Annotated in this window: 27 protein-coding genes; 10 read left to right on the top strand and 17 right to left on the bottom strand. The window is 56.8% G+C overall.

Going from position 1 to position 24,110, the window contains the following annotated elements; genetic code table 11:
• Window positions 1-69: 69 nt before the first annotated feature.
• From GSQ80_RS06510 to GSQ80_RS06460, 11 genes are all read right to left on the bottom strand, one after another.
• Complete coding sequence (locus GSQ80_RS06510) at window positions 70-1,038, bottom strand: CpaF family protein (RefSeq protein WP_158786827.1); 969 nt, start codon at window positions 1,036-1,038, stop codon at window positions 70-72.
• Window positions 1,035-1,841 (bottom strand): VirB8/TrbF family protein, encoded by an 807-nt coding sequence (locus GSQ80_RS06505; RefSeq protein WP_158786826.1) that lies wholly within the window; start codon window positions 1,839-1,841, stop codon window positions 1,035-1,037. The genes GSQ80_RS06510 and GSQ80_RS06505 overlap by 4 nt, the downstream gene beginning before the upstream one ends.
• A 163-nt stretch (window positions 1,842-2,004) precedes the next feature.
• Window positions 2,005-2,925, bottom strand: coding sequence for a type IV secretion system protein (locus tag GSQ80_RS06500; protein WP_158786825.1), 921 nt, complete (start codon window positions 2,923-2,925; stop codon window positions 2,005-2,007).
• Window positions 2,926-2,944: 19 nt separating this feature from the next.
• On the bottom strand, window positions 2,945-3,214 hold the full coding sequence (locus GSQ80_RS06495; protein ID WP_158786824.1) for a hypothetical protein: 270 nt from the start codon (window positions 3,212-3,214) through the stop codon (window positions 2,945-2,947).
• Between the two features lie 13 nt (window positions 3,215-3,227).
• A complete protein-coding gene (locus GSQ80_RS06490; RefSeq protein ID WP_158786823.1) occupies window positions 3,228-4,016 on the bottom strand; it encodes a hypothetical protein in 789 nt (262 codons plus the stop codon).
• A gap of 128 nt (window positions 4,017-4,144) precedes the next feature.
• The gene (locus GSQ80_RS06485; RefSeq protein WP_158786822.1) at window positions 4,145-5,446 is read right to left on the bottom strand and encodes a TrbI/VirB10 family protein; all 1,302 of its coding nucleotides are present in this window, start codon (window positions 5,444-5,446) and stop codon (window positions 4,145-4,147) included.
• A 2-nt stretch (window positions 5,447-5,448) separates the two neighbouring features.
• Window positions 5,449-6,300, bottom strand: a complete 852-nt coding sequence (locus tag GSQ80_RS06480) for a TrbG/VirB9 family P-type conjugative transfer protein (protein ID WP_158786821.1) — start codon at window positions 6,298-6,300, stop codon at window positions 5,449-5,451.
• A gap of 28 nt (window positions 6,301-6,328) precedes the next feature.
• Window positions 6,329-8,698, bottom strand: coding sequence for a VirB4 family type IV secretion system protein (locus tag GSQ80_RS06475; RefSeq protein WP_158786820.1), 2,370 nt, complete (start codon window positions 8,696-8,698; stop codon window positions 6,329-6,331).
• On the bottom strand, window positions 8,679-8,948 hold the full coding sequence (locus GSQ80_RS06470) for a VirB3 family type IV secretion system protein (protein WP_158786819.1): 270 nt from the start codon (window positions 8,946-8,948) through the stop codon (window positions 8,679-8,681). Before GSQ80_RS06470 ends, GSQ80_RS06475 begins: the two co-directional genes overlap by 20 nt.
• Window positions 8,949-8,956: 8 nt before the next feature.
• Entirely contained in the window at window positions 8,957-9,238 is a 282-nt protein-coding gene (locus GSQ80_RS06465) for a hypothetical protein (protein WP_254059491.1), read from the bottom strand.
• Window positions 9,239-9,472: 234 nt separating this feature from the next.
• Window positions 9,473-10,489, bottom strand: a complete 1,017-nt coding sequence (locus GSQ80_RS06460) for a LysR family transcriptional regulator (protein ID WP_158786818.1) — start codon at window positions 10,487-10,489, stop codon at window positions 9,473-9,475.
• Between the two features lie 244 nt (window positions 10,490-10,733).
• Here GSQ80_RS06460 and GSQ80_RS06455 point away from each other — a divergent pair, with 244 nt between their 5' ends.
• Both GSQ80_RS06455 and GSQ80_RS06450 read left to right on the top strand, forming a co-directional pair.
• Complete coding sequence (locus GSQ80_RS06455; RefSeq protein WP_158786817.1) at window positions 10,734-11,030, top strand: helix-turn-helix domain-containing protein; 297 nt, start codon at window positions 10,734-10,736, stop codon at window positions 11,028-11,030.
• A gap of 161 nt (window positions 11,031-11,191) precedes the next feature.
• Window positions 11,192-12,127: a site-specific integrase gene (locus tag GSQ80_RS06450; RefSeq protein ID WP_158786816.1), complete on the top strand. Its 936-nt coding sequence runs from the start codon at window positions 11,192-11,194 to the stop codon at window positions 12,125-12,127.
• 279 nt (window positions 12,128-12,406) lie between these two features.
• Here the strand turns inward: GSQ80_RS06450 and GSQ80_RS06445 are convergent, their stop codons facing one another.
• Window positions 12,407-12,751: an STAS domain-containing protein gene (locus tag GSQ80_RS06445; protein ID WP_158786815.1), complete on the bottom strand. Its 345-nt coding sequence runs from the start codon at window positions 12,749-12,751 to the stop codon at window positions 12,407-12,409.
• Window positions 12,748-13,188, bottom strand: coding sequence for an ATP-binding protein (locus GSQ80_RS06440; protein ID WP_254059480.1), 441 nt, complete (start codon window positions 13,186-13,188; stop codon window positions 12,748-12,750). Before GSQ80_RS06440 ends, GSQ80_RS06445 begins: the two co-directional genes overlap by 4 nt.
• Window positions 13,189-13,316: 128 nt before the next feature.
• On the opposite strand from GSQ80_RS06440, the gene GSQ80_RS06435 reads away from it, so the two are divergent.
• From GSQ80_RS06435 to GSQ80_RS06415, 5 genes are all read left to right on the top strand, one after another.
• Complete coding sequence (locus GSQ80_RS06435; protein WP_158786814.1) at window positions 13,317-14,546, top strand: PP2C family protein-serine/threonine phosphatase; 1,230 nt, start codon at window positions 13,317-13,319, stop codon at window positions 14,544-14,546.
• A 12-nt stretch (window positions 14,547-14,558) separates the two neighbouring features.
• Window positions 14,559-15,038: an ATP-binding protein gene (locus GSQ80_RS06430; protein WP_254059479.1), complete on the top strand. Its 480-nt coding sequence runs from the start codon at window positions 14,559-14,561 to the stop codon at window positions 15,036-15,038.
• A 42-nt stretch (window positions 15,039-15,080) separates the two neighbouring features.
• Window positions 15,081-15,443, top strand: a complete 363-nt coding sequence (locus GSQ80_RS06425; RefSeq protein WP_158786813.1) for an STAS domain-containing protein — start codon at window positions 15,081-15,083, stop codon at window positions 15,441-15,443.
• Between the two features lie 182 nt (window positions 15,444-15,625).
• The gene (gene secG / locus GSQ80_RS06420) at window positions 15,626-15,916 is read left to right on the top strand and encodes a preprotein translocase subunit SecG (protein ID WP_158786812.1); all 291 of its coding nucleotides are present in this window, start codon (window positions 15,626-15,628) and stop codon (window positions 15,914-15,916) included.
• Window positions 15,917-16,002: 86 nt separating this feature from the next.
• Window positions 16,003-16,629, top strand: a complete 627-nt coding sequence (locus tag GSQ80_RS06415; RefSeq protein WP_158786811.1) for an MBL fold metallo-hydrolase — start codon at window positions 16,003-16,005, stop codon at window positions 16,627-16,629.
• A 17-nt stretch (window positions 16,630-16,646) separates the two neighbouring features.
• Here the strand turns inward: GSQ80_RS06415 and GSQ80_RS06410 are convergent, their stop codons facing one another.
• Window positions 16,647-17,819 (bottom strand): pyridoxal phosphate-dependent aminotransferase, encoded by a 1,173-nt coding sequence (locus tag GSQ80_RS06410; RefSeq protein ID WP_158786810.1) that lies wholly within the window; start codon window positions 17,817-17,819, stop codon window positions 16,647-16,649.
• 61 nt (window positions 17,820-17,880) lie between these two features.
• On the opposite strand from GSQ80_RS06410, the gene GSQ80_RS06405 reads away from it, so the two are divergent.
• A complete protein-coding gene (locus tag GSQ80_RS06405; protein WP_158786809.1) occupies window positions 17,881-18,525 on the top strand; it encodes an HAD-IA family hydrolase in 645 nt (214 codons plus the stop codon).
• Here GSQ80_RS06405 and ribB read toward each other — a convergent pair.
• Window positions 18,511-19,716, bottom strand: a complete 1,206-nt coding sequence (ribB, locus tag GSQ80_RS06400) for a 3,4-dihydroxy-2-butanone-4-phosphate synthase (protein ID WP_158786808.1) — start codon at window positions 19,714-19,716, stop codon at window positions 18,511-18,513. The genes GSQ80_RS06405 and ribB overlap by 15 nt on opposite strands.
• A 160-nt stretch (window positions 19,717-19,876) precedes the next feature.
• Entirely contained in the window at window positions 19,877-20,104 is a 228-nt protein-coding gene (locus tag GSQ80_RS06395) for a hypothetical protein (protein ID WP_158786807.1), read from the bottom strand.
• Between the two features lie 345 nt (window positions 20,105-20,449).
• Here GSQ80_RS06395 and GSQ80_RS06390 point away from each other — a divergent pair, with 345 nt between their 5' ends.
• Window positions 20,450-22,471: a diguanylate cyclase gene (locus GSQ80_RS06390; RefSeq protein ID WP_158786806.1), complete on the top strand. Its 2,022-nt coding sequence runs from the start codon at window positions 20,450-20,452 to the stop codon at window positions 22,469-22,471.
• 61 nt (window positions 22,472-22,532) lie between these two features.
• Here the strand turns inward: GSQ80_RS06390 and GSQ80_RS06385 are convergent, their stop codons facing one another.
• Window positions 22,533-22,988, bottom strand: a complete 456-nt coding sequence (locus tag GSQ80_RS06385) for a hypothetical protein (protein WP_158786805.1) — start codon at window positions 22,986-22,988, stop codon at window positions 22,533-22,535.
• Window positions 22,989-23,438: 450 nt separating this feature from the next.
• On the opposite strand from GSQ80_RS06385, the gene GSQ80_RS06380 reads away from it, so the two are divergent.
• Complete coding sequence (locus GSQ80_RS06380) at window positions 23,439-24,095, top strand: hypothetical protein (protein ID WP_158786804.1); 657 nt, start codon at window positions 23,439-23,441, stop codon at window positions 24,093-24,095.
• The last annotated feature ends 15 nt before the right edge of the window (window positions 24,096-24,110 follow it).

Genomic DNA, 24,110 nt, shown 5'->3' with positions numbered 1-24,110 from the left:
ATGGGAGCATGAAGGGACATCGGAAAGACCTCAGATTCGGGTTGGGTTCTCTAGCGTTTGGACGGGACGTTAGGCTGCGGAAGCGCGGTAGACCTCCTCCGTCTGGAAGCTCTGGTCTGCATGGGTGTAGCCATTGACGGTTATCAACTCGCGGACTCGTCGCCGGCCTGTGTGGTCGCGCTCGCAATAGAGCACGAAGTCGATGGCTTCTGCGGTCTCCGACCGGATGAAAGCGTGATTTAGATTCGGCCTTGCACTCAGGGCAAGATTAGAGAGACGACTGAGAGCATCCCACGCAGATTTGGCATGGATCGTCGATAGCGTTCCGCCGTGGCCGGTGTTCATGGCCTGTAGCAGGTCGTAACCGCATTCGTTCCGGATTTCTCCCATGATGATCCGGTCAGGACGATGACGAAGAGCCGCGGCCAACAGTTCACTCGGAGTGATGGCAACCTGCCCGGGAATCTCTTCCACGGCCTCCCAGCGAACGGCATTCTTGTGCGCGATCTTCAGCTCCGCCGGCTGCTCAATGATTAGCAGGCGCTCGTCCTCCGGGATGTGGTCAAGGAAGGCCTTCATCAGTGTCGTCTTGCCTGACCCGGTTCCGCCGCTGATCATGCCGTTCTTCTTTTTACCGATGAACTCGACGACGGTGTCCCGAACCTGCTTCGGCATGCTGCCCGATGAGATCAGCTCATCCGAGGTGTACCAGCGGTTGAATTTGCGAATGGTCAGCGTGGGGCCGTTGATGGACGAGGGCGCCCCGACAACAGCCACGCGGGAGCCGTCTGGCAGGCGGGTGTTGAGAATTGGGTTCTGTGTTGTGAGGTCCTGTCCAAGGATCCGAGCCACCCGCTCAATGGCCGCCTGCAACCGATCGTTGGTATATGGCGTGGACAGTGGAATATGCTGAACGACGCCGGCCCGATCCGCATAAACTCCCGTGGTCCCATTGATCATCAAATCGGAGATCGAAGGGTCGAGGAGCAACGCACGCAGTTCTTCAGGAAAGAACGGAAGAATCAACTCGTAGCTCATCTGGATTCTCCCTCTGCTGGCTTCGGCGCTGTGATCGAGACCGCGGCTGTTGTACCCGGCGGTATCGGGTCAACCGAAAGCCGATTCTCGTGAAACTCGGTAATGGTCAATCCGAGCGGATTGATCGTCTCAAATTGAGGGAAGATCCGGGCCTGATCGCTGACCTGCTTGGGATTGAGGTAGTACGTCACGCTGAGCAGCCAATGTTCCGTCCGTGGCTCCCGCGAGTTCCTCGGCGAGTAGAGCTTATCCAGGGTGACAAGTGCCGTCCCCCGAGCGATCGTCGCGCCCTCAATCGTCTCTTCGGACATGGACGTGATGGTGACGTTCTTCACCTCCACATCGCTCTGTTCAATCTGCCCTCCGACGACCTGAGAGACTAGGTGACTTTGGTTGTCCTGGGTCATTAATTGCGAGGCTAGAGCCTGGGACAAGAAGTAGTAGTTGAGCGGGTACTTCTTACCAATTGTTTCCCGGGCAACTGTATAGCGATAGTTCGCCCAATCCGTCAGATACGTACGCACCTCGCCTTCGCGGGGGCTGTAGTTGAGGTCGGTGTATTGGATGGCCTGCGCCCTGCCCATCTCATCTATTCGGATATACCGGTTGGCGATGGGCCGATGAGCCAGAGAGAGGATCAGACCAAAGGCCCCGAGCAGGAGGATCGTTTCTGTGCCAATCACGAACCTGCTGAGTTTGCGCTCGGCGTAGTGGGATGAATAGACTTCGTTCCCGATCTCATCGGCAAGCATCGCCTGATTCGGAGTAAGAGGAATCTCAATTGGAAGAGTGCGGCTGGACATGAGGCACCTGATTCCTTTCGGCGACCGCGCGAAAAACCACGGTGGCGTAAATTGCCCCTGCAACTAAGCACCCGAGGAGGACGATCAGAACTAGATACCGAAATGGTCGTGTTAGCCCGAGCCTGCGAAACGCCAACACATGGAGTAGAGGTCTGAACATGGCTTATGCTCCTCCCGCGATTACAGCTGTTGATACGACGTTGCTGATGGCGCTTCCCATGCTTCCCGCCATACCCGCTGCCCCACCGAAGATCGCCTGCGTCATGCTCGGGATGAAGAGCATGTTGACGATGAAGGCGATGAACACCATGGTGCACGGGATGAGATTGGCGAGCCACATTTCCATCGAATAGTTGCCGTTGAAGGTTTGCTGAATGAAGGCGTTCATAAATCCTGACCAAACGAAGATGAAGGCGGCGGCAACAGCGCGGATCATGGCAAAGCTTATAAGCACGTCGAGAAAGTGGAAGAATTTCGCTCTAAAAGTTCTTGTCATCAGCAGTGGGACAAAGATCGGTCCAAAAAGCGCCGTCACTCCGTAGAGGATGAAGGCGCTGCAATTTATAAGAAATAGGATGGCGGAAGCGAGTCCAAGGAGTATCTGGACAAGGAAATAGCAGAGGATTTGAACGGGTGCGGTAATGCTTGGCATTGCTGTGTTGTCGCCGGCGGTTTTGAGCAGATGGAGGAGCGAGTCCAGGGAGCTCTGGTCGAAGGCAGCGACCATTGCCTGAGCAATATAAGAAAAGAAGTGATTGATGCCGAAGCTCGCGCCAGGAAACGGGTTCACCCAGTAGTTTTCGAGCAGGCAGCAGATGATGAGTTGCAACAGGAACTTCGTCAGATCACCGGCTTGTACGGGTTGATGGTGCAGGCGAAATGTCATGGTGGATGTTTGCCAATTGATGACCATACTTATCAGGGTGAAGAGAGCAATGCAGCTGAGCTCCGTCATGCCAAGCTGCGTGAGCGCACCACCATTCTGTGTGGTGAGGTTCGTCAAGTTATTGGTGAATTGATAGAGCCAATCCACACCGGAACTTGCGCTCGGAAGTGCCTGTGTTAACAACACAATAGAAGCCATGACGGTGTCTCTCTCTGGTTTAGGGGATGTACGTCTTCCAGGTCTTACCTTCGTGAGCGGCGGCGGAGTTGTGGCGTTTCTTATCCGCCTCGACCTGCCTCCGGAATGCTTCGTCTCTTTCCTTTTGTTCCTCAGCGTTTTTCTGCTGTTGCTGGAGAATTGCGGATGCCCTGGCGACGGCTGCAGCGGTCTTCTCCGCTTGATCTCGTTGATAAATCACGGCACCGCCGATGACGGTCAGTGCCGCAAGGATTGCAAGGAGGATCTTCGTGTTGATGACGTTCAGCATTGGGTCTCCCGGATTACGGCAGGTAGCTCTGCCATGTACTTCCTTCATTGGCTGCGCTCGTGTCGTTTGCCGCTCGCTGTGCCTGAACCGCTGCAACCGTGTTCAAGTCCTGAGCGGCGGCATTCCGCTGTTGCATGTTTGCCACAGTCATCTGCGAAGCAAGACAGATCTGCATCGCCGCCTGAGACTGCATCTCCGTCAACTGTTGAGCCTGAGCGGCATTGATCAGGTTCAACTGCTCGACTTCACTATTCGTTGCCGACGTCACGTCGAACTGTTGCTGAGACAGGGCGCTGTTTGCCGTGGCGTTCTGGCTGCGTGCCGACCGGTACTGCCCGACTGCGGTTAGGCAGTCCGGCGAGACGGAATCGGACATTTCGACCATGGCGAGTTGGGAGAGCTGTGGGCTGTTGCCCACTGTCTGACCCTGGAGATAAGTGCTGGTGGTGCTGTTTACCGGGACACTGGCCGTCGTCCAGGCCGTCGTCGAGGAACTGGGCGAGTTGCTGTTCAGGGCAGCGCTGAACCCAGAGGTTTCACCAAATGTATTGGTAACGTGAGCGTTTTCGAGAGCGTTGAGGGTGGTCTGCCACTGCTGCTTGAAGGAAAAGTGGGTGACGTTGTTCTCGATGGTATGGAATTGATTGAGGGCGGTGGTCGCTTGTGAGACGAGGCTCGCGTAGCTTGTGGGATCGAAGACGATGTCTCCCATACCAAACAACGCGAAACTCGGCATGGTGGTCGCGAGCAATAATCCACCCGCGATCAGATACTTCTTACGAATTTTCAGTTTGTAGTTCATGGCGGCTCCTGCACGGTTAGGGTTCATTGCACTCAGAGCAGACAGTTTCTGTGCACTCCGAAAGCTTGGAAAACCGATTCTTCCGTGTGCTCCTTCCCTGCTCCCCGACAGACAGGTCGGCGTTTTAGTTACAAGGCCGGATCGACACGATGTTCCGCATACGAAGGAATCAGGATGTCGGTGCCGATGTACACACGGGCGCGGGACCCTTCCTTAAGCGTGATGATGGGCAAACGATTCAGGAAGTGATTCAGGATCTGTTCCCCTTCGTTCGCCGATTGCGCGGAGATGCCATTCCGGATCTGGGTCGAGGGAGAGAGGACATTGCCGTCATTACCAATCTGCGCAAGTCCACCCAGACCCCCTACTATCGCCGCGGCCGCGAACGCCTGGAGGTAGCGGTTGTCTACCTTTGTGGCGAGGCCAGTAGTTCCCAGCGGGTCGAGGCCGATATATTTGTCCAGCTCGATCGAGAACCCGTCAGGGCAAACAGCTCGGTGGAATGTGACGAACATCTTCCGCTGCTGGGCATTGCTAACACTCTGTACCGTTCCGATCAGGCGGGTGCCCTGGGGCAGGAGAAGCTGTTGATGATCGTGGGAATAGTAGTCGGTGGTAAGCATGATCAGGATCGGCCCGGTCAGGCCACCGTCAATGTGATTGGTGACGACCCCCTCGAAGACTGTTCCCTCGAAGACCCGGTAAAGCCTTCCTTGATAGCTGTCGAAGCTATATGGCGCCATCGGGTCGGCCTTGCTTGCCGACTTCCCTTCTCGCAGCCCTGTCGGCTTTGCAGCTTCGGGCATGTCGGGAGCAGGAGCATCCCCTGAAGCCTTCGAAGGCCCCTCCTCCCGTTCAGATAGGCCAGCGGCCGTTGGTGAGATCACTGGGACAGCAGAACTTACATGGCTGAAATCGATGGCGACGGTGTCGCTGTTCAAAGCATCCTGATGTAGCTTCTCGCGTTCCAAGACCTTCTGCTTGGCTTCAGCGTCAGCCTGGGATCGGTCCGAGGTTTGCTTTGGCGCGTTGGGGCTATCGCCGTAGATCGCATCCCTTTGCGCGGCCGTCATATTCGGCGCCCCCTTTGCTTCGGGACCAGGGACGGCCTCCGCCTGCTGAAGTTGTTGCATAGCAGCTGCGAGCTCCTGTTGCCGCTGCTGGTCTGCGGCATCGTTGCGAGCTTGTATCTGCTGTTGGGACTGAAAACTGGACACCTGTTGCGGGTTCGCAGTAGCTGGGCGCATCGGCAATGCACTTGCCGGTGCCGATCTCTTCTTACCGCTGAAGAGGCTGGATACGTTGGCGATACCGATCATCGCTACGATCGCAATGAGCGCAATCATAACCGGCGTGCTTTTCTTGACCGGACCTACAGCCTCACGCTGGGCCGGAACGGTTGCAGGCGAGTTTTCGTTGAGTTCAGGCATGGCTAGTTCTTCTCCCCACTTCCGGTAGAGGTCACATGAAAGTCCACACGTTTCTTACCGATCGCAAGGTATCCGTTGTCGAGTTCCTTTGGGACCGTATAAAGTCCGTCGCTGTAGTCGAAGTTGATGAGCGAACCCTTGCCGTCTTTCAGCTCATAAAGCACCGGCGTTTCCTGGAATTGCCCGCGGAGGTAGGTAAACTTGTCATCTCGCCAGATCTGCTGCAGACCCAGCTCCTTCGCCTTTTTGGCGTCCCAGGTGTAGTCGAAGTGGAGGCTGCCGGGATACTGGCTCCGGTAAGCCTCGGCTTTGACCTCTTCGGCCTTGAGCTCGGCGGTCTGCGCCGCCCTGGCGACGGCGGCATCCTGCTTAGCCTTCTCCAGTTCAGCTGCCGGTACAAAGACCGGCATTGCCACCAATCTGTCCTGGGAAGCCTTGTCCCCTAGCAGAAGGAAGATCTTCGAGTCGAAGTGGCTGTCGGCATCGCCCGAAATTTCCTGGAGCTGCAGGGTGTACTCGTTTCCGTGATCCGAAACGATGTGGATGTCGGTCGTGACGCTGGCGAGTTTGGGCTTGACGCTGATAAATCGACTGGCCACATGTCCGGCGTCGAAGACCCAATCGACCGTGTCTCCGCCGAAAACGGTTGCGACCTTCTCCTGATCCGGAAGCAAGATAAGGGTCGATTGCAGCAGGCCGGCGCGGATCACCGGTGGGGCTTGCGCCTCGGTGACCGTGACCGACCGGGGCGCATTCGGCTCAAGGTGTCGGGTATCGGGTTTAGCCGAGGCCTTGGCGATCACGCAAGTAAGGGAGAGAACGGACGTCACGGCGAGAATCGTTGGCGGTTTCATAAGGCCCTCTTTTATGGCAATGGATTGGCTACACTGCCTCTCCCTGGGCGAAGCGAGCGATGCCCTCGGAGAGTCCGTACTTCGCTACCAGCTTGGTCCGGCGTACCCGGTCTTTCGGTTTGGTCGAAAATGTCGCATAGCTGCGGCTGTCTAAATTCAGCGTCACGACCTTGGTAAGGCCATCGCGCCGGATGTAGAGTCCCTCGCGATCCTGAAGACTCTCAAACAGGGCGATCTGCTGTTCGTTCATCTTGAAAAGCTCGGCATACCGCTTCCGGTTGAACGTCGCATCCTTTAGGAACAGAAACGATGTGCAGGAGTTCACGATACTGTCGGCATTGGCTCCCAGGTCATCGGCGGACTGGCCGATCAGGGTCACGCCGCCTAGATTCTTGCGGACGGTCTTGATGGAGGCCAACGCCCCGTCGAGCAGCTGCTTGTTCTTCATTGAAGAGAAGATCTCTTCGATCAGGATGTGTTTCGGAACCCCGAGATTGGCGGGATTGAAGAGAACGTCATTGATGCGGCGCAGTAGCCAGACCATGAGAGGCTCGATGAGATCGGCATACTGCTCGTTGTTCACTCCCTGGAAGTCGAAACACTGAAGGCGAGAGAGGGAAAGACTGTCCTCGATGTTGTCGAATACGGCGTTATAGATTCCCTTGCCCACCCACTTCGATAAGTAGCGGTCGAGCTTCTTCGGGAGGAAGAGATTGGATAGCCGGCGATTAGCCGTGTCGAGCAGGTACATATCCTGAACCGCTTTATGTATTACGTCGTCGTCCTCGGGCTCTAGCTCCGCGCCTCCATTTGTCAGCAGCAACTTCACGAACGAGTACAGAAACTTGATGTTGGTTTCGGTCGGCTCCAGGGCGAACGGATTCACGCGCGGACCGTCCTTGCCGACACGATCGACCTTGCCACCATAGAGTTCGACTACACTCTCGTAGCTGCCTCCGATATCGAAAATGTAGGTGAATCCGCCGTATTTCTGTTCCAGGGCCACGAGGGCGTTGCCATGGACCGACTTCCCGGTCCCTGTCGGACCGAGGATGAGCATGACCCGAACACCGTCCACATACACGTCCTGAAAGAACGGCGTCCGTGTGCGTGTTTCGAATACATTCAGGTATTCGTTGTCGAGATCTTCACAGTGCGGGTGTCCGATGTGAGGAGCGAACACTGAGGAGAGCCGCGCGTGGTGGTCTTCTGCTAGCCACATCGGGAAAACATTGAACTTTTGGTTGCCAGGAAACATCGCGTAGAACGCAGACAGATTTCCAAGGGTCTCTTCCATGACTTGTGCGCGAGCATCCACAAAGGCGCGGTGCACAGCGGGAGCGACCGTGCGAAGCTGTTCCGGACTATTTGTTGCGACGAGGAGCCTGAGCGAGAACTCGCCTTGCGCCTTCTTGTCGAGCGAACGGATGACATCGCTGAGATCGTCGACATTGTTGTTGGCGGCCCTTGCCCCTGCGCCCCTATCTAGCGAGGCCGTGTCCCGTCCGCTCATCACGCGAGTCAAAACTCCGACCTTGAAGAAGGAGATGAACTTCTCCTGGGCGTCTATCTCACTGCGAGCAGCGGACGTCGACTTCACGCGCCATGTCGAGCAAAGCACACTGTCGCAGTCGAGTGTCAGCAAATTCGAGAAGAGGCACGGGCGCGAAGCCTCAGGCGTTGTCTTCAGCGAGAACATCTGGACATGCCGTTTACCGACTTGCACGTGGTCACTGTGCCAGGCAACAGCGCTCTTTACAATCTGCCGGTCCACGCCTGTGTCGCTGTGGAGTTGATCCTGGCCAGCCCACTCCTCGAGGTTGAAGATATAGCTGAAAAACTGGAAGGCGGCGTTCTTCCCGAGGAGGCGGAGTCCAAACGAACTGCCGAGGTGCCCTAACAGGAGCATTGCGGTCTTTTCGAGGTTCGAAAGCATTCGCGACGTTTCTACCGCATTATCTTTCGGCGTCCGCTGGAATTCCTTCGCCTTCGACGGCTCCAACGTGAGGCACCAGTGAAGGTCGATGCGACGGAAGGCAGCATTCTGTCCGAGGAACACAAGACGGTCACTTGCGAAAGCATCGGTGACCTCGTTTAGATACTTCTTTTGCCGAGGTAGCGGAAAGCCGGACATGACCCGCGTGTATTGATAGAGGCAGGAGCCTTCTGGTAGTCCGCGCAAAGCACCCTCGATCGAGCGGACGCGCGATTCCAACTCCAGGTCGGTCAGGCCTTCCTCGTCGACTCCCGTGAGAGAGAACAGGCATCCGTAACCGCCGCCTTTCAGAGCAAAGACGCTCGGCCCGACAAAGCGCGATATCGGAACGATGCTGCAGGCGGCGCCGGCCTTCACAAACCACGGATTGTGTTTGAGTCGTTCAGTGTTTGCGCGGGTCATAATAGCTCTTCTGGCTGAGGGCGAGACCCCAGAGTTGGAACATCTTTGGGTGGTTGCGAACGATGAGCCAAGCACCGCCGGCCAGCGTCGGGAAAGCGAGGATTGCCAGCATTCGGAACCCAACGAGGAAAACCGTTACCGTGACGAATACGATCGCCATCCATGCTGAGAGGTCCAGGCCAAGTTTGGCCCTCGGTCGATTCAGCGCTTGGTTTATGGGTAACGGCTCTCCCCGCTTGGTCGTTTGCATGGCAGCTCCTACATCGACTGCCCGGTGAGAGAGCCGATCCAGCCCGCTCCCCAACCGAGTACTCCGGCGCCGAACAGCGCACCGAAGAGACCCGGAATAGCATCTTGAAATCTTCCCGACATCATGCGGATTCCGGCGAAGATCAATCCGCCAAAGCAGATGATCGCTCCGGCGTATATCGCAAAAGTCTTAAAAGTTCCCATAAGCGTTTGGGCGCCCGAGAAATCCATGGTGCCCTGCGCTTGGGCGACACTTGCGAACGCAAGCGCGAACAGAGCTGGAGCCATCATGCGACCGCTCTGGGCGAGCCGACGCGAGATGGGTTGTGTCCACTTATTCTTGAGTGGCCAGGTGGGAGCGGAAAACGTTTGAAGAGAAAAAACGAGACGCTTGTTGCGGGACATCGGCACCTCCAGCGACTGTGATCCAGTCGGGTATGCCAGGAAAATAAGACGTAATGATGCCCTGCGTCCAATTCATCTTTTCGATGCTGCTATCAGTCCGAAAGATGGGCTTTCAGTCTTTCAGATTGCATCGAAGAGTGACTGGCTTTCGAAACTGTTTCGTTTTACGGATTGCGGCTTCTTCCGGGTCATGCCGCTCGCTGGGGGCGAGACTTTTTTAGGAGCCCAAACGGAGCCGTACTCGCCTGCACGCTTCTTTAATTCACGTAGCAACATGGCGAGAGCGGGGTGCTGCGAGATTGGCTTCAGCACAAGTGCCGTATCAATCGTCCACTCGGCTCCGTGGATAGGGCGGGTTGTGAGCCCGGGAAGCAGGCGAGTGCCCGGACGAACCAAAGCGTAACACTGCCTCTCTTGCACCATCCATTGAATGTGCTCCCTGTTCGTCGTTGGATGGCTCTTCTTAGGCTGTATGCCCACACCCTGCAAAAGTTCCAGCATCCGAATATATGCGATGTGGTGAACCTTGGGGTATTGAAAAAGGGACAGCTTGCCGTTCAACAGATGCGTAGGAACCGCTTCATGAGAAGCCAATGGATCATCGCTACGCATGCAAACGGAGAAGACTTCGCGCTCGACAATGCAGGTCATCAAGTCTGAGCGGTGTTCTATAGGCAGCGTCACGAGAGCGCCGTCTAGTTCACCACTTTCGACCCGAGCCTCAAGAGACAAAATGTCGTCGCCGTCGGAAAGGATGTCGCAATATGGAAAGATTCGGCGGATCGTATCGGTGATCGAACCTAACGTTCGCTTTGCTACCAGCGATGAGAAGCCGAGATTAAGAGGTGTGATTTGCCCAGTGCGGAGCGCCTTCAGCATCTCGATGACTTCTTCTCGAAGAATCAAGAGGTCTCGTCCGGCGACCAAAAGAATTTCACCATAAGGGGTTAGAGAAACTCCATCTCGATCCCTGTTGAAGAATTCAAGTCCTAAGAACTCCTCAAGTTGCTTGATTTGCGTGCTGATGTTGGACTGCGTCGTATGGACGCGGTTGGAAGCGGCAGTCATCGTTCCCTCTTCCGCGACCGCTTGAATGTACTTTAGGTGACGAAACTCCAATTGATCTGAGTCGCTCATATGGCCCCCGATTCCCAGCAAAAGCGGTGAACCTACTAGACGCTGATCGTTCTCACGCCCCCATAATGAACATTTTCCACAGAGTACCTTGATAGTTAACGCTTGGTCAACACCATTCTTCTTAGAGATTGCGCCATCGTTGCAAAGAATTGGACTTTTGGTGACTTCGGACCGACTCTGTGGGTGACGGAGTCAGTTTCTAGCGATACTCCGTACGTCCATAGCGTCTGCGGGAGGAGTCAATATGAGGTTTCACAGTTTAGCTATCGAGAGTTCGGGAGACCCAGCGTTCAACGGCCTGGCGAAAGCTCTAGCAGGCGAAGTCGCGACGCTACTCAAAGCCGAACTCAGCCGGCTTTCGTCAATAGATGTGCAACCCGTACTTCTCGACGTAAAACGGACGGCCATTTATCTGGGCAGGTCGGAGCAGTCAGTCCAACACCTCATCTTCCAGAAAGAGTTGCCAGTGGTTCGCAAGGGGCGTCGAGTCCACCTTCATCGCAGTGATCTTGACGCCTGGATAGAAAAAAACAAGTATTGAATACGCGCTAGCACTTTCGTTACACTACTCCTATGGCGACCAGTAACTACGGAACGGGGACCATCTACCAACGTGGAGACGTATGGTGGGTCAGGGTTTACGTCGACAACAGGCCGGTCTCGCGATCTAGCAAATCAACGAAGAAGTCAGACGCGATCAAGTTGCGTGATCAGATGCTTGCCAAGAAGCACCGCGGTGAGATTACAGGTGGAACACCAGACAAGGTCCTTATCGGTGAACTTCTCGACGATGTTCTAAAAAGCGACATTGAAGAATCGACCCGGTACATCTGGAAAGTCGTGGTGGAAAAGAACCTCAGGCCGTTCTTTGGCTCCATTCGTGCCGCTAGGCTCTCAACGGACATAATGGAGCGGTATCGAGAAAAGCGCGTCAGTGAGGGCTGTGCTGAATCGACAGCAAATCGTGAGTTGTCTGTATTGAGAACTGCATTCCACAATGCTAGGAAGCGAACTCCTCCGAAGGTGGTTGTCGTTCCCTACTTCCCTATGGTGCAGGAGACGACCGTTAGGAAAGGCTTTCTTAGCGACGACCAGTACGCAGCCCTTCGTGATGCGCTGCCGGACGAACTAAAACCACTCTTCGTGTGCGGATACGTCACGGGCATACGCAAGGGTGAACTAACAGACATTCGATGGCAGCAAGTTGACTTCGACGGAGAGCTTCTCGCTCTGGAACCAGACGAAACGAAAAACCGTGAGGGCCGTACGGTGCCGATTCTCAAGGGTGACATGCGTAATTTGCTGCTCGCGGCGAAACGGGATCGAGATGAGAATTGGCCCGAGTCGCCTTGGGTCTTCAGCCGGGAAGGAAACAAGATCAAAAGCTTTCGCGTATCGTGGCAAAACGCCTGCAAAAAGGCTGGAGTCGCCGAACTCCAGTTTCACGATTTGCGTCGTTCGGCCGTGCGGAACATGCGTCGTGCGGGAGTACCGCAAGTGATACGCATGAAGATTAGTGGGCACAAAACTGACTCAATGGAGCGGCGTTACAATATCGTAGACGCCGAGGATTTGGGCATCGCTAAAGAGTTTATGGAGCGCCGCATGAAGATGGCGGAAACTGTCACGGTTTTGTAACGGTTGTACGAAACGGCGTGAAACTCGGGGATACCATCGCTCTATAAGATTGAACAACTTAGACACCACGAAACTCCATAAAACGTTCTGTTTTGGCTTGAGGTGCTAGCGCCGCAAGGCATAGGGGTTCAAGTCCCCTCCTCCGCACCAAATTTTGGAATAGAAGAAGTCGACCTACATAGGTCGACTTTTTTGCTGCCCTCGTGAAGGTTGGAGCTGCCCCGGACGCAACAACGGCGCGTCATCGACGCGCCGTTGCTCTTGCAAACTTCAGAAGCTCTACGCGAACGAAGAGACCGCAGCCGCTTCATCATCCTTGACGTCGAACACCGTCACCAGCTTCGTGATCACGAGCAGGTCGCGCACCTTGCTGGTCAGGTTCAGCAGCTTCAGCTCGCCGCCCGCATTCTTCACGCCGGTGTAGGCGCTCACCAACTCACCAAGCCCCGAGCTGTCGATATAGTTCACCTCAGCCAGGTTCAGCACAATCTTTTTCTTGCCCTCGGCCAGTAACTTGTGCACCTCTTCACGCAGCGTCAGGCCGCCCTCGCCCAGGGTGATCTTCCCACTCAAATCCACAATGGTTACGCCGCCCACTTCCCGGGTCGTAAATTTCATGCTCATGCTGAAAGCTCCTTCTTCACTCGGTGTTTGATCAATTCAATTTCCGTGCCGGGATTCAACTGGTGAAAGTGTACCTCATCCATGATGGCCTTCATCAGGAATATCCCTCGCCCCGAACTGCGCAGAATATTCTCCGGCGCCAGCGGGTCGGGCACCGAATCCGGATCCAATCCCGGTCCTTCATCCGCGACCTTAATCCGCAGCGCCTCGTCATTCAGCTCGTAGCTTACGTGCACCTGCTTGGCCGGGTCCTTCTTGTTGCCATGCAGGATCGCGTTGATGACGGCCTCGCGCACCACCATCGCGATCTGACTGGAGGTGTCTTCATCGAATCCAGCCTCACGCGCCAGCCCCTCGGCCTTCGCCTCCACAGGGTCCACGCTCGAGAGCTCAGACTCCAGCGTCATGCTGCCACGGTTTGTCGTTGAATCGGTCAAGACCGCCCGTCCTCCAGTGGAGTGTACCCTGTCCGATTCCAACTACGGAACAAGGGCCTACAAATATTTGTGTTTCTATCGAGATGCGCACTGGCCGGAAGGTCGCGCCATGAGCTAGGATCACTGACATGCCGGACAACATAGCCATGGACGACCGGGACGAAGCGCTGTTTGCCCAGCAGCAGGTTGCTCGGCTGCAGGCGCTGCTCGAGGCCAGCCGGCTGATCCATTCGACCATCGTTCTTGACGATGTATTGAACACGGTGCTTAAGATCGTTGTCCGCGAGCTGGAGTTGGACGGGGCGTTTTTCAAGCACTTCCTCAACAGCTATGGCGATGTCCCCCAAACGTTCTCCGTTCCCGACCGCGATGCCGTTGGCCACCCGCTGGTTGAACGTACGGGCGACACAGACCTGTGGACCCGTTTTCCGCTACACGACAAGGCGGGCGCAACCTTCACGGAACTGATTGTCATTCGCCCGGCAGGTCGAACGCTGACGCTGGATGAACTGGACTTCATTGAAAGCCTTGCGATCCAGGCTGCGGTAGCGATCGAGAACGCTCGTTTTCACGAACGGACAGTGCAATGGCAGCGGGTGGAGAGCGACCTGGCCTCGGCGCGCCAGGTCCAACGCAGTCTGCTGCCGCAGGAGATGCCGAATATCCCGGGCTATTGCATGGCTATCAAACAGGTCACGTGCTATGAGGTGGGTGGCGACTACCTGGACATCGTGCCGATGGCCAACGGGAAAACCACGATTGTGGTGGCCGATGTGGCGGGCAAAGGATTGGCGTCGGCATTGGTGGGTACAAGTTTCCGCTCGGCGTTCCGGGCCATGGTGAACTCGGGTATTCCTCTGCTCGAGATCGCGACGCGCATGAATCTTCTGCACTTCAATGAAGGGGAGCAGTCGAGGCGGCGTTATGTCACTGCTTTCTTTCTCCAGCTGGATCCCGAGACCGACACGATGGACATTGTGAATTGCGGTCACAATCCGGCGTTCCTGATGTCGCTGAGCGAACCTGGAAGCGAGCCTGTGCTGCTCAAGAAGATTGGAGCGTCGGGGACGCCGGTAGGCTTGTTGCCTTTCAGTACCTACGAGGTCGAGAGTTTCTCTTTACCCGTCGGGTCCCGGCTACTGCTTTATACGGACGGGATGACAGAAGTATTTCGCAGCGACGTGAAGGGTGGGACTGATGACGAGTTCGGCGAGGATCGTCTGCTGCAGACGTTTCTAACGTGCCCGGCGTGTATTCCGGAGAAGATTCTGGACACGGTCTGGTCGACGCTGGACGAGTTTGGCAATCAGGAACAGTCCGACGATATGACCGCTATGGTGTTAATGAGAGAAGCGTAAGCGAGGCTGCCAGTGAGCGATAAACCGAACCGCCGCAAAGGCGATAAATTCAGCAACAGTATCGAGCTGCGACTTCCCTCGCGTCTGGGCTACGAGAAGGTAGCGATGAACACCGCGGCCAGCGTGGCGCGCCTGATGGGTTTCAGCGACGAGCGCGTCGATGATCTCAAGACCGCCGTCGCCGAAGCCTGCATTAACGCGATGGAGCACGGCAACAAGCTGGACGAGGCGCTCATCGTTGGGGTGATTCTGTCGATGGACGCCAACTCGCTTGAGGTCAAAGTCACCGACAATGGCAAAGGTCCCCAGAGCAAGACCGACGCCCCTGATATCGACAAAAAGATGCTGGGCGAAGAAGACGCCCGTGGCATGGGTATGTTCCTCATTCAGGCCCTGGTAGACGAGGCCGAGTGGGTCAGTTCTCCTCCCGCAGGCAGCTATGCCCGCATGGTCATTCACCTCAGCAACCCGCCGTCTAACGCGCCCGTCTAGCTATAGAATGATCTCGACAACGATCCAGATAGTGGAGAGAGCATGCCCGAATTAGTTACCCGCGTTACCGTCGAAGAACTCCCTGCCGCCGCGGGGGATCCCATCACCGTGATGCGTTTTTCGGGCGACATTACCAGTGCCTCGCAACCAGCCGTGATGGGCACCTACGAGGGTCTGCCAGATAGCGTCAAACGCATCCTTTTAGACTTTTCAAAGGTGGAATACCTCAACTCCAGCGGCATCGCGCTGGTCATCCAGATGATGATCGCCGCCAGCAAAAAGGGCCAGAAGATCCATAGCTTCGGACTCAGCCCTCACTTCAAAAAAGTCTTCACCATGGTCGGCATCACGAAGTACACCACTCTGCATGAAGATGAGGCCACCGCCTGCGCCGCGTTTGATTAGGTTGCGGGCGTGAGCATGCTGTCCTGCACGGCGTTCGGAGCTATTCCGGCTTGAGAGTGGCTTGTTGCCAGTGATACACTCAAGGATGGAATACGGTGTCTGCGCCGCAATGCGCAAGGTTAGTTTTCGGCACCATCCGACTATTTCGCCGCTCTTGCGGTCCTAAGGCTAATGCTTCGACCATGTTTATTCTTCTAGTGATCCTGCACGTTATCGTTTGTCTGTTCCTCATCGGCGTCGTCCTCATTCAACAGGGAAAGTCGGCGGACCTTGCTGGCGCGTTTGGCGGACAGGGTTCACAGACGGCATTCGGACCTCGCGGTGCCGCGAATTTGCTTACGCGCCTCACGACGTGGTCGGCCATTATTTTCATGCTGACTTCCATTGCGCTGACCGTGGTGATGTCGCGAACGAGCAGCAACCGGTCTGTGCTGTCGAACCTGCCTAGCCAGTCGACGCCTGCGAAGAAGTAATTGTTAGCGTTCAATCTCCAAAGCGCGGGCTGCCAGCCTGCGCTTTCGCTTTTTTAGGCCAGACTGTATTGAGCAAAGGAGCTCCGGTGATTCGCGAAACCTTGGCTGTGGGATTACTCGGCTGCAATTGCTCGATTCTTGGCGACGAGCAAACCCGGGAAGCCATCGTTGTGGATCCCGGATACGACATTCCTCAGATCCTTGCGCTGCTCGCGAAACATAAGCTGACCGTGAGGAAGATCCTGGTGACGCACGCGCATATTGACCATATCGCGAGCGCAGTTCAGTTGAAAGAAATCACCGGTGCGCCGATCCTTTACAGCCAGGCGGACCTGCCGCTAGTGGCGATGATGGACGCGCAGGCTGGGATGTTTGGATTGCCTGTGCCCACGGTTCTTCCGCCGGATCATTCGCCCGCGGATGATGAGGCTGTTGAAGTTGGCGGGATCAAGGGGAACGTGTTGTACACGCCCGGACATTCGGAAGGCAGCCTTTGTCTCTATGTACCTGATGAGCATCTGCTGCTGGCGGGCGATACATTGTTTGCCGGAGGAGTCGGACGCACCGATTTCCCGGGAGGAAATACCGGGAAGCTGCTTGCGAGTATTCATGACCGGCTGTTGACCCTTCCCGATGAGACTCTCGTGGTTCCTGGACATGGTCCGATGACGACCATTGGGGCCGAACGGCAGACGAATCCGTTTCTCGTGTGAGGGGAGGACGGCGGCGTCTACTGTTTCGGGAGAAGTGAAAGGCCTGCTGCCCAGATTTCGGGGGGAGTTAGAAGGCTGACTACTGCTCTTGCATCACCTAGGCCATAGAAGTCGCCGGGCTGCACGAGTATTCCGCGATCGAGCGCGGCAGCTACGAATTCCCTGCCCTCAAGCGTGCGCGGGACGCGAAGGACTGCCGTCCAGCCGGCCTGCAGTGCGAGCCTTTGGACGGCGGTTCCCTCAAGATGGGTGTCGAGAAGTACCAGATTGGCGCGCATGCGTTCGCGAATCTGTTGCTGTAAGGCGTGGCGTGCTGCCAGCCAGTTGGGCAGAGCATGCTGCACCGGAGCGTTCATCGAAAGGAAAGTATCGGCGATGATCTCGATGCGCTGCATCGCCTCGTCTACTAGCGAGAAAGGACCGCAGGCTACGATCCAGGAGGCTTTCATCTGCGGCAGGCCGCAGACTTTGCTGATGCCGCTCAGGACGAAGGTGAGGCAGCGGGATTCTCCGGTCGCAAAACTCGGCTGAGGTCCTGCGATGGCATAGTCGAGAAAGACCTCGTCGACGATCAGGGCTAAACCGCGGGCTGCACAAAGGGTCTCAAGCTCGGCGCGTTCCTGCTGCGAGGCAAAGTTCCCCGTTGGATTATTGGGGTGGACGAGGATAATTGCCTTCGTCTTGGCAGTGATGGCTGTTTCCAGAGCGTGGAAATCGATGGACCAGCCGTGTCCTGAGGCAAGGTCGGCATTCGGATCGTAGAGCAGCGGATACTCACGAAGCTGTACGTCATCCAGCCTCGCGATGAAGTCGAAGAGCGGATAGCTTGGGCTGGCAACGAGTACCTCGTCGCCTGGATTGCAGAGGATGCGGAAGAGAAAGCTGTAGGCTTCACTGGTGCTTGTGGTGAGGCAGATGTGGTCGAGCGGAATGCTTGCTCCGGCGTCGCTGTAATAACGCCCGACTGCTTCGCGAGCCGTAATCATGCCGAACGGTTCGGGCTCATATTGGAGAGCTCCGGGATTGTGCAGAGGGGCAAGAAGCGCGGCTTCGTCGTACTCGAATCCGCAGTGCGTTGGGTTGGAAAGGGTGAGGTCAAGGAGCTCGCGGCCTGACGCGCGGCGCTCGCGGATTGCCGCTGTCAGCTCATTCTCAGCAAGGTTCCAGTTGGTGCGCTCGGAGAAGTTCATCAGGCCTGTTCAAAGTCTCTCATGTCGCATCGATCGATCCGCTCGCCCATAGAATGTAAGTATGGCGGATGAATCAAAGATCAAGATCAGCGCGGTGTTGTTTGACTATGGGATGGTGCTCAGCAGCGTTCCGGAAGAGCTACATTGGCGGGCCTTGGAGCGGGTTTTGGGCGCTGAACAAGCTGACTTTCAGACGGCGTATTGGAAGTACCGAGATGCTTATGATCGCGGCGCGTTGAGTGCGCAGACTTATTGGGAGTCCGTCGCCAGGGAGCTTGATAAGCCTATCGACGCTGAGGTTTTGCGTGCCCTGATCGATGCCGACACTGTCGTTTGGACGCAACCAAATGTGGAGATGATGGAGTGGGCCGCGCGGTTGAATCGGGCTGGGATCAAGACCGGAATTCTTTCTAATATCGGCGATGCGATGGAGCTTGGCGTACTCGGGCGCTTTCCCGCGCTGGGTGAATTCACACATCACACGTTTTCGCATCGGCTCGGAATTGCCAAGCCGGATGCGGAGATTTATCGGCATGCTGTGGTGGGGCTGGGAGTGCCGGTGGGGGAGATTTTGTTTGTCGATGATCGCGAGGAGAATATTCTGGCTGCGCGCGCCGCGGGGATGGCGGCGGTGCATTACTCAGGACACGAGGGGTTCGTGGAAGAGATGCAGCGGATCGGGCTTGGATCGTTACTCTACGTTTAGCGGCTGGAGTTCGATGGGTACGCGCTCCACGATCTCAATGCCAAAGCCCTGCAGCGCGGGGACGTGCTTCGGGTGGTTGGTGAGCAGGCGGATCTTGCGGATGCCGAGGTCGGAGATGATCTGGCCACCGAGGCCGACCTGGCGGAGGATGCGCTGGTCGGGGGCGCCAAGAGGCTCCGGCTCCGCGCCACGGATTGTACGGTGGATGCAGAGCTTTGCGGGGTGAGCGGAGCGGTCGATGGTGAAGCCGCGCTGGGTGTGGTGAAGGTAGATGAGGGCACCGACGCCGGCTTGGGCGATCTCGCGGAGGCTGGCGTCGACAGTTGCGCGGCAGTCGCAGGCGGTGGAACCGAAAACATTGCCGGCGAGGCAGTGGGTGTGGACGCGGACCAGGACTGGCGTGTCGGACTTTGCGGCGGCGGTGAGGTCGCCGAAGGTGAGGGCTACATGGGACTCGTCGCGCGCGCCCAGATCGCTGACGGTCTGAATATCGCTCTCGTAGGAGAGCATGCGGAAGTCGCCGTATTCCGTGGGTAGAATGCCTTCGGCGATGCGGTGGATGTAGCGCTCGTTGGCCATGCGGTAGCGGATGAGGTCGGCTACGGTGACCATTTTGAGTGAGTGAATCTTGCAGAACTCGATGAGGTCGGGAACGCGGGCCATGGAGCCATCTTCGTTCATGATCTCGCAGATGACCCCGGCGGGGATGAGGCCAGCCATGCGGGCGAGATCGACGGAGGCTTCGGTCTGACCGGCGCGAACGAGGACTCCGCCTTTGCGGGCACGGAGGGGAAAGACATGGCCGGGACGGGCGAGGTCGTTGGGCGAAGAATTCGGGTTGATGGCGACCTGGATGGTGCGGGCGCGGTCAGCGGCGGAGATGCCGGTGGTGACACCCTCGCGGGCCTCGATCGTCTCGGTGAAGGCGGTGCCGAAGCGGGAGGTGTTGTCCTGGGTCATGGGGCCGAGACGCATGTAGTCGGCACGCTCTTCGGTAAGGGTGAGGCAGATGAGGCCGCGGCCGAAGCGGGCCATGAAGTTAATGGCTTCGGGGGTGCAGAACTCGGCGGCGATGGTGAGGTCGCCTTCGTTTTCACGGTCTTCGTCGTCGATGAGGACGATCATGCGACCAGCTTTGAGCTCTTCGAGGGCTTCGGGGATGTCGATAAATCCAGCGGCGCGGTCAGTCATATCTTTACTGTCTACCGGGGTACCCCTCCCCCTCTAGTTGTTTTTTGCTCCCACTTCTATTGTAGCTACTGGCGTGGGGCACTATGCCAGGCTTTAGAAGTAGCATCTGCCGCGGAATCAGTAGCTTAGGCTGGATTCTTAGCGGCAGGGTTTGACGGGTTTAAAGGGTGGACTCAATCTCAAAGCCCCAGGCTTCGAGGAGAGCTTCGGGGATGTACTTTGAGTTCTTATTACGGCGGGCCCACTCGCGAAGGCGGGTGGAGCGGATGTACTGGTCGGGGGTGAGTTTGTACTCTTTGACGACCATCTCGAAGGACGTGATGGTGGGGACGACGGGGCCAATGGGCTCCGGCTTGCCCCAGTTGGGATTGCCGCGACGTTTTGCCATGGATTCGGTTCCTCGCTATTCAGGCGGCTTGTTGCCGCAACACTTCATTTTACCACTTTTGGGCGAGTGCAATCGCGGGTGGTTCGCGTGGAAAGCCCGGAGCTGAACGTTTGCGCCAAGCCCCCTCGTCAGGGGTGGTTTTTGAGCGGCGTCGGGGTCACTGTTCCGATTTGCTACAGCATTCCATGTCGGCCTCGTGGTGCCGATACAAGCCTTCAGAAGGGATTAGACCCGCTTGTACCGATGGATGAGCGCCGACGTTGAGATCTGCTCGCAGCTTGAGGAAGACCCGTCCCGGGAGCAACCGTTACCGGGCCCACGGAACATCGACCGAAAGGAAGTTCTATGAGGAAATTAGCGGCAGACCGCAAGCTGATGGCATGCCTGGCGGCAATATTAATCGTTACAGCGATGCTTGGAGTGGCGTCAAACTACGTCCTCTCCGGGGTAAGCCGGACGTTCGAGACGGCGGTGAACTCGACCGCGCAGAAGCTGTGGCTGGCTGGCGACATCAATATGGCTGCAGGCGATATGCTGGCGGCTCAGCGGGGGATTTTGCTGTACACGGATGCGCAGGAGGTTGCTTCGAATGTGAGGCTGTTTGACCTCCGATCCATGCAGGTGGATCGAGATGCAGCGGAATTGAAGTCGCTTTCGGTCAATGACGAGGAACTGAAGATTATTGGCATTGTGGAAGACAGCAATCGGTCTTACCGGAAGACCGTCCATCATGTGATCCGACGCGATGCGATGAATTCCCAGGATTTGAATGAGGTGGCGAACGCCTACAAGAGCATCGACGAGATCACGGACCAGCTCGAGATTCTGGAGAAGAATTATCTGGGTGATGCTCTCGCCAAAACCCGGGTGAGATTGGAGTATGGCCGCATCGCGTTGGGCGGGTGTGCAGGGATTGCGCTTTTAATCGTTCTCCTCGCGCTGCAGGCGGTGCTCAGTATCGGGAAAGCGCTACGAGGGTCGGCGAAAGTAGCTCGCGATTCGGCGGAGCAGGCGCTTGCCTCGGCTGCATTTTCTGAGTTGCTACTCAACAGCATGCCCTGTGCGGTCTGCATATTAGACGTGGATGGAAATCTCAAGCGAGGAAACAAGAACTTCCTCGGCTATTCTCGTGCAGATATGCTTGAAAAAGGAGTCCTGTCCATTGTGGAACCAGAGAGCCTGGGGGCTGTGAAGCAGGCACTCGTGGCTACATTGGAGGAGGGCTATGCCGAAACAGAGGCCTACCTGGTAAGCAAAGACGGAACAAAAATCCCAGCCTATCTAACCCAGACCCGATTTGTATACGAGGGAGAGCCATGCATTCTGGGGGTGGGATTTGATATCAGCAAGCAGAAGAAGGCTGAGCAATACAGCCGCCTGCAGCAGGCGGCTTTGGAGTCGGCGTCGGAAGGAATCGTGATCACGGACGCGGCGGGAAGGATTGAATGGGCCAACCATGCGTTTACCACGCTTACTGGTTACGCATTGGAAGAAGTGCTGGGACTTAATCCGCGCATTCTGAAGTCCGGAATGATGGACCGTGGTTTTTATCGAGCGCTTTGGAGCACGATCCTAGACGGCGAGAAGTGGTCTGGCGAGTTGTGGAATCTGAGAAAAGACGGCAACGTGTACTGCGAAGAGATGCACATTGCGCCGGTGCGGGCTCTGGATGAAACCATCAGCAACTTTGTTGCGGTGAAGCACGACATCACCGAACGCAAGCAAGCGGAGCAAGAGGCGGAGCGCGCGAAGGAGGGGTTGGTATTGCTCAACAAAGAGCTGAGGGAGGCGAATGAACATATTCTCAAAATCTCTCAGACCGACGCGCTGACGGGGCTGGCGAATCGGCGGACGCTTGACGAACGGATGCGTCATGAGATGGCGCGTGCTGACCGGCTGGGATGTGGCTTCAGTGTGATCCTGGGCGACCTGGATCATTTCAAATCGATCAACGACGAGTTTGGGCATTTGGTGGGAGACCGGGTGCTGGTGGCGGCTGCCGGTGTGCTAGCCGACCAGGCTCGACCTTACGATCTCCCAGCACGATTCGGAGGCGAGGAGTTCCTGGTGCTCTTGCCGGAGAGCTCGCTGGAGGACGCCATGATGATCGCCCAACGCATTCGAACCGCTATTTCCGGAGTTGCGGTCTCGGAGGTGACGCGGCAGATCACGATGAGCCTGGGAATCTCTACATGGGGACACGGAGACACGCTGGGCGCGCTGGTGGGCCGCGCGGACGCCGCACTCTATCAGGCGAAGAAGCGAGGCAGAAATCGAGTGGTGGCACAGAGAAGCGATATGCCACCGACAATTGCGGGTCACGTGCTGTCCGTGGACGCACCAGAGGCGTTTGTAAAGATTGCCTGAACGAAATTCGGAGGAGTTGGAGAGGCTGCGCGGTTCGCGGCGGTCTGCCTGGAGGTGATTCCTACCGGGAGTAGCCGAAGACGCCGCAGAGGTTGGAGTTGTTGGTGAGTGCTTCGGTGGTGAGGACGGGCATTTTGGAGGTGGAGAAGAAGGCGAGCTGGAGGGCGCGGCCGGTGGAGTAGGTGGCTAGCCACTGGGTGTCCTCGCCGCCGCAGAGAGTGCCCTTGTGGAGCAGCTTCTTGTCCGAGGGGATGCTGAGACGGTAGAGGTTGCCGCTGCCTGGGGCGTCGGCGCCGAAGGCAGCGCTGAGTTCGGCCGGGGTGAGGGCGCGGATTTGCGCAATCCAGTAGGTGGAGAAGTTGATCGAGATCTTTTCGTCGCTGAGGGCGACGTCGCCGGTGATGTGTTTGGCGGTGGTGCTCGCGGCGCGCCAATAGCCTGCGTCCTGCGCTACGGACGGTAGAGAACAGGAGAAAGAGCAGGCGAACACAACAGACAACAGCTTGAAACGCTTCATGATTTAAGCATGACACTCGATGAGCGGTTGAGCAACCTAATGCGGCGCGGGGATAGCAATCTGATGAGATTGCGCGGCATAGGGGTTGCGGCTTGGGATAGGAGTGTACGTGGATGGGAGATTGATATCGGGAGCTGGGGGAGGGAGGGTAGAGTTTCTGTACCATGGAGAGGCGCTGTCGGTTGAGTCTGTGCAGGGTTTGGTGATCATTGGTTCCCTGCTGACACCCACGGGTTGGGTGGCGGCTTCAGGTTTGGTGCCTGTGAGGCCGGGAATTGTGGCGAACCGGAGCGAAGAATTCATGGACCGAGCGCGATCGGCTGACCTCAGCTTCCATTTTTGTCATTGCGCACAGATCTCTGGTTGAGTACAGTACCTAGCACGATGGACTGGCGGAGCGAGTGCGCTTTTCTGTCGATGGCTACCCGTCCTACCCGCTGAGGAGGATCCATGCAAAGACCTACGCTCGCATTGGTGGTATTCGTCTCGCTTCTTGGACTTGCAGGAAGCGCAAAGGCTGACACGATCGATTTCAGCTTTGTTTCCACGCCGAACAGCAGCGGAACCTACGTCGACGCTTCCGGGACGCTTACGGGGAGCCTCACGTGGTCCACCAACCCGGCCGATGTAAACGTCTTTCTGGAGACTGGTGGAACGATCACGGCCGTCAGCAATGTTCCACCCTCACCCTTCGTGCAAGGTAAGTATCCGCTGATCCCCGAGCTGAATGGCTCGTCGGATCTCGGCGGCAGCAGCGGTGGCTTCCAGTTTAGCAATTCGCCTAACGGGATAATCGTGTCCAGCATCGGAACCCTCGATGATGGCGTGGATTTCTATATGCCGGGGGAGGACAATGTTGGCGGCAAATTCTTTTATGTGATTGACGCGTCAGGCCTCAATGGAGCGCCGGGTAACAGTGAGATTATCGCTACTGATGACGGTTTTAGCTTTTACTACCAAACCAGCGGCACGCTGACGCTGTCGGGACAAGTGGGGGCATACGATCTGACCCCCGAACCGCCCTCGTGGTTGCTGCTTGGAAGCGGAGTTGTCCTGCTCGGCTACTTCTTTTATCGGAGACCGCTGGCCGTCGAGCACTTGTCATGACGACGGCCGGTTGAC

Source organism: Granulicella sp. L46 (genome assembly GCF_009765785.1).
Lineage (GTDB): Bacteria > Acidobacteriota > Terriglobia > Terriglobales > Acidobacteriaceae > Granulicella.
This window is presented reverse-complemented; position numbering and strand designations above follow the sequence as displayed.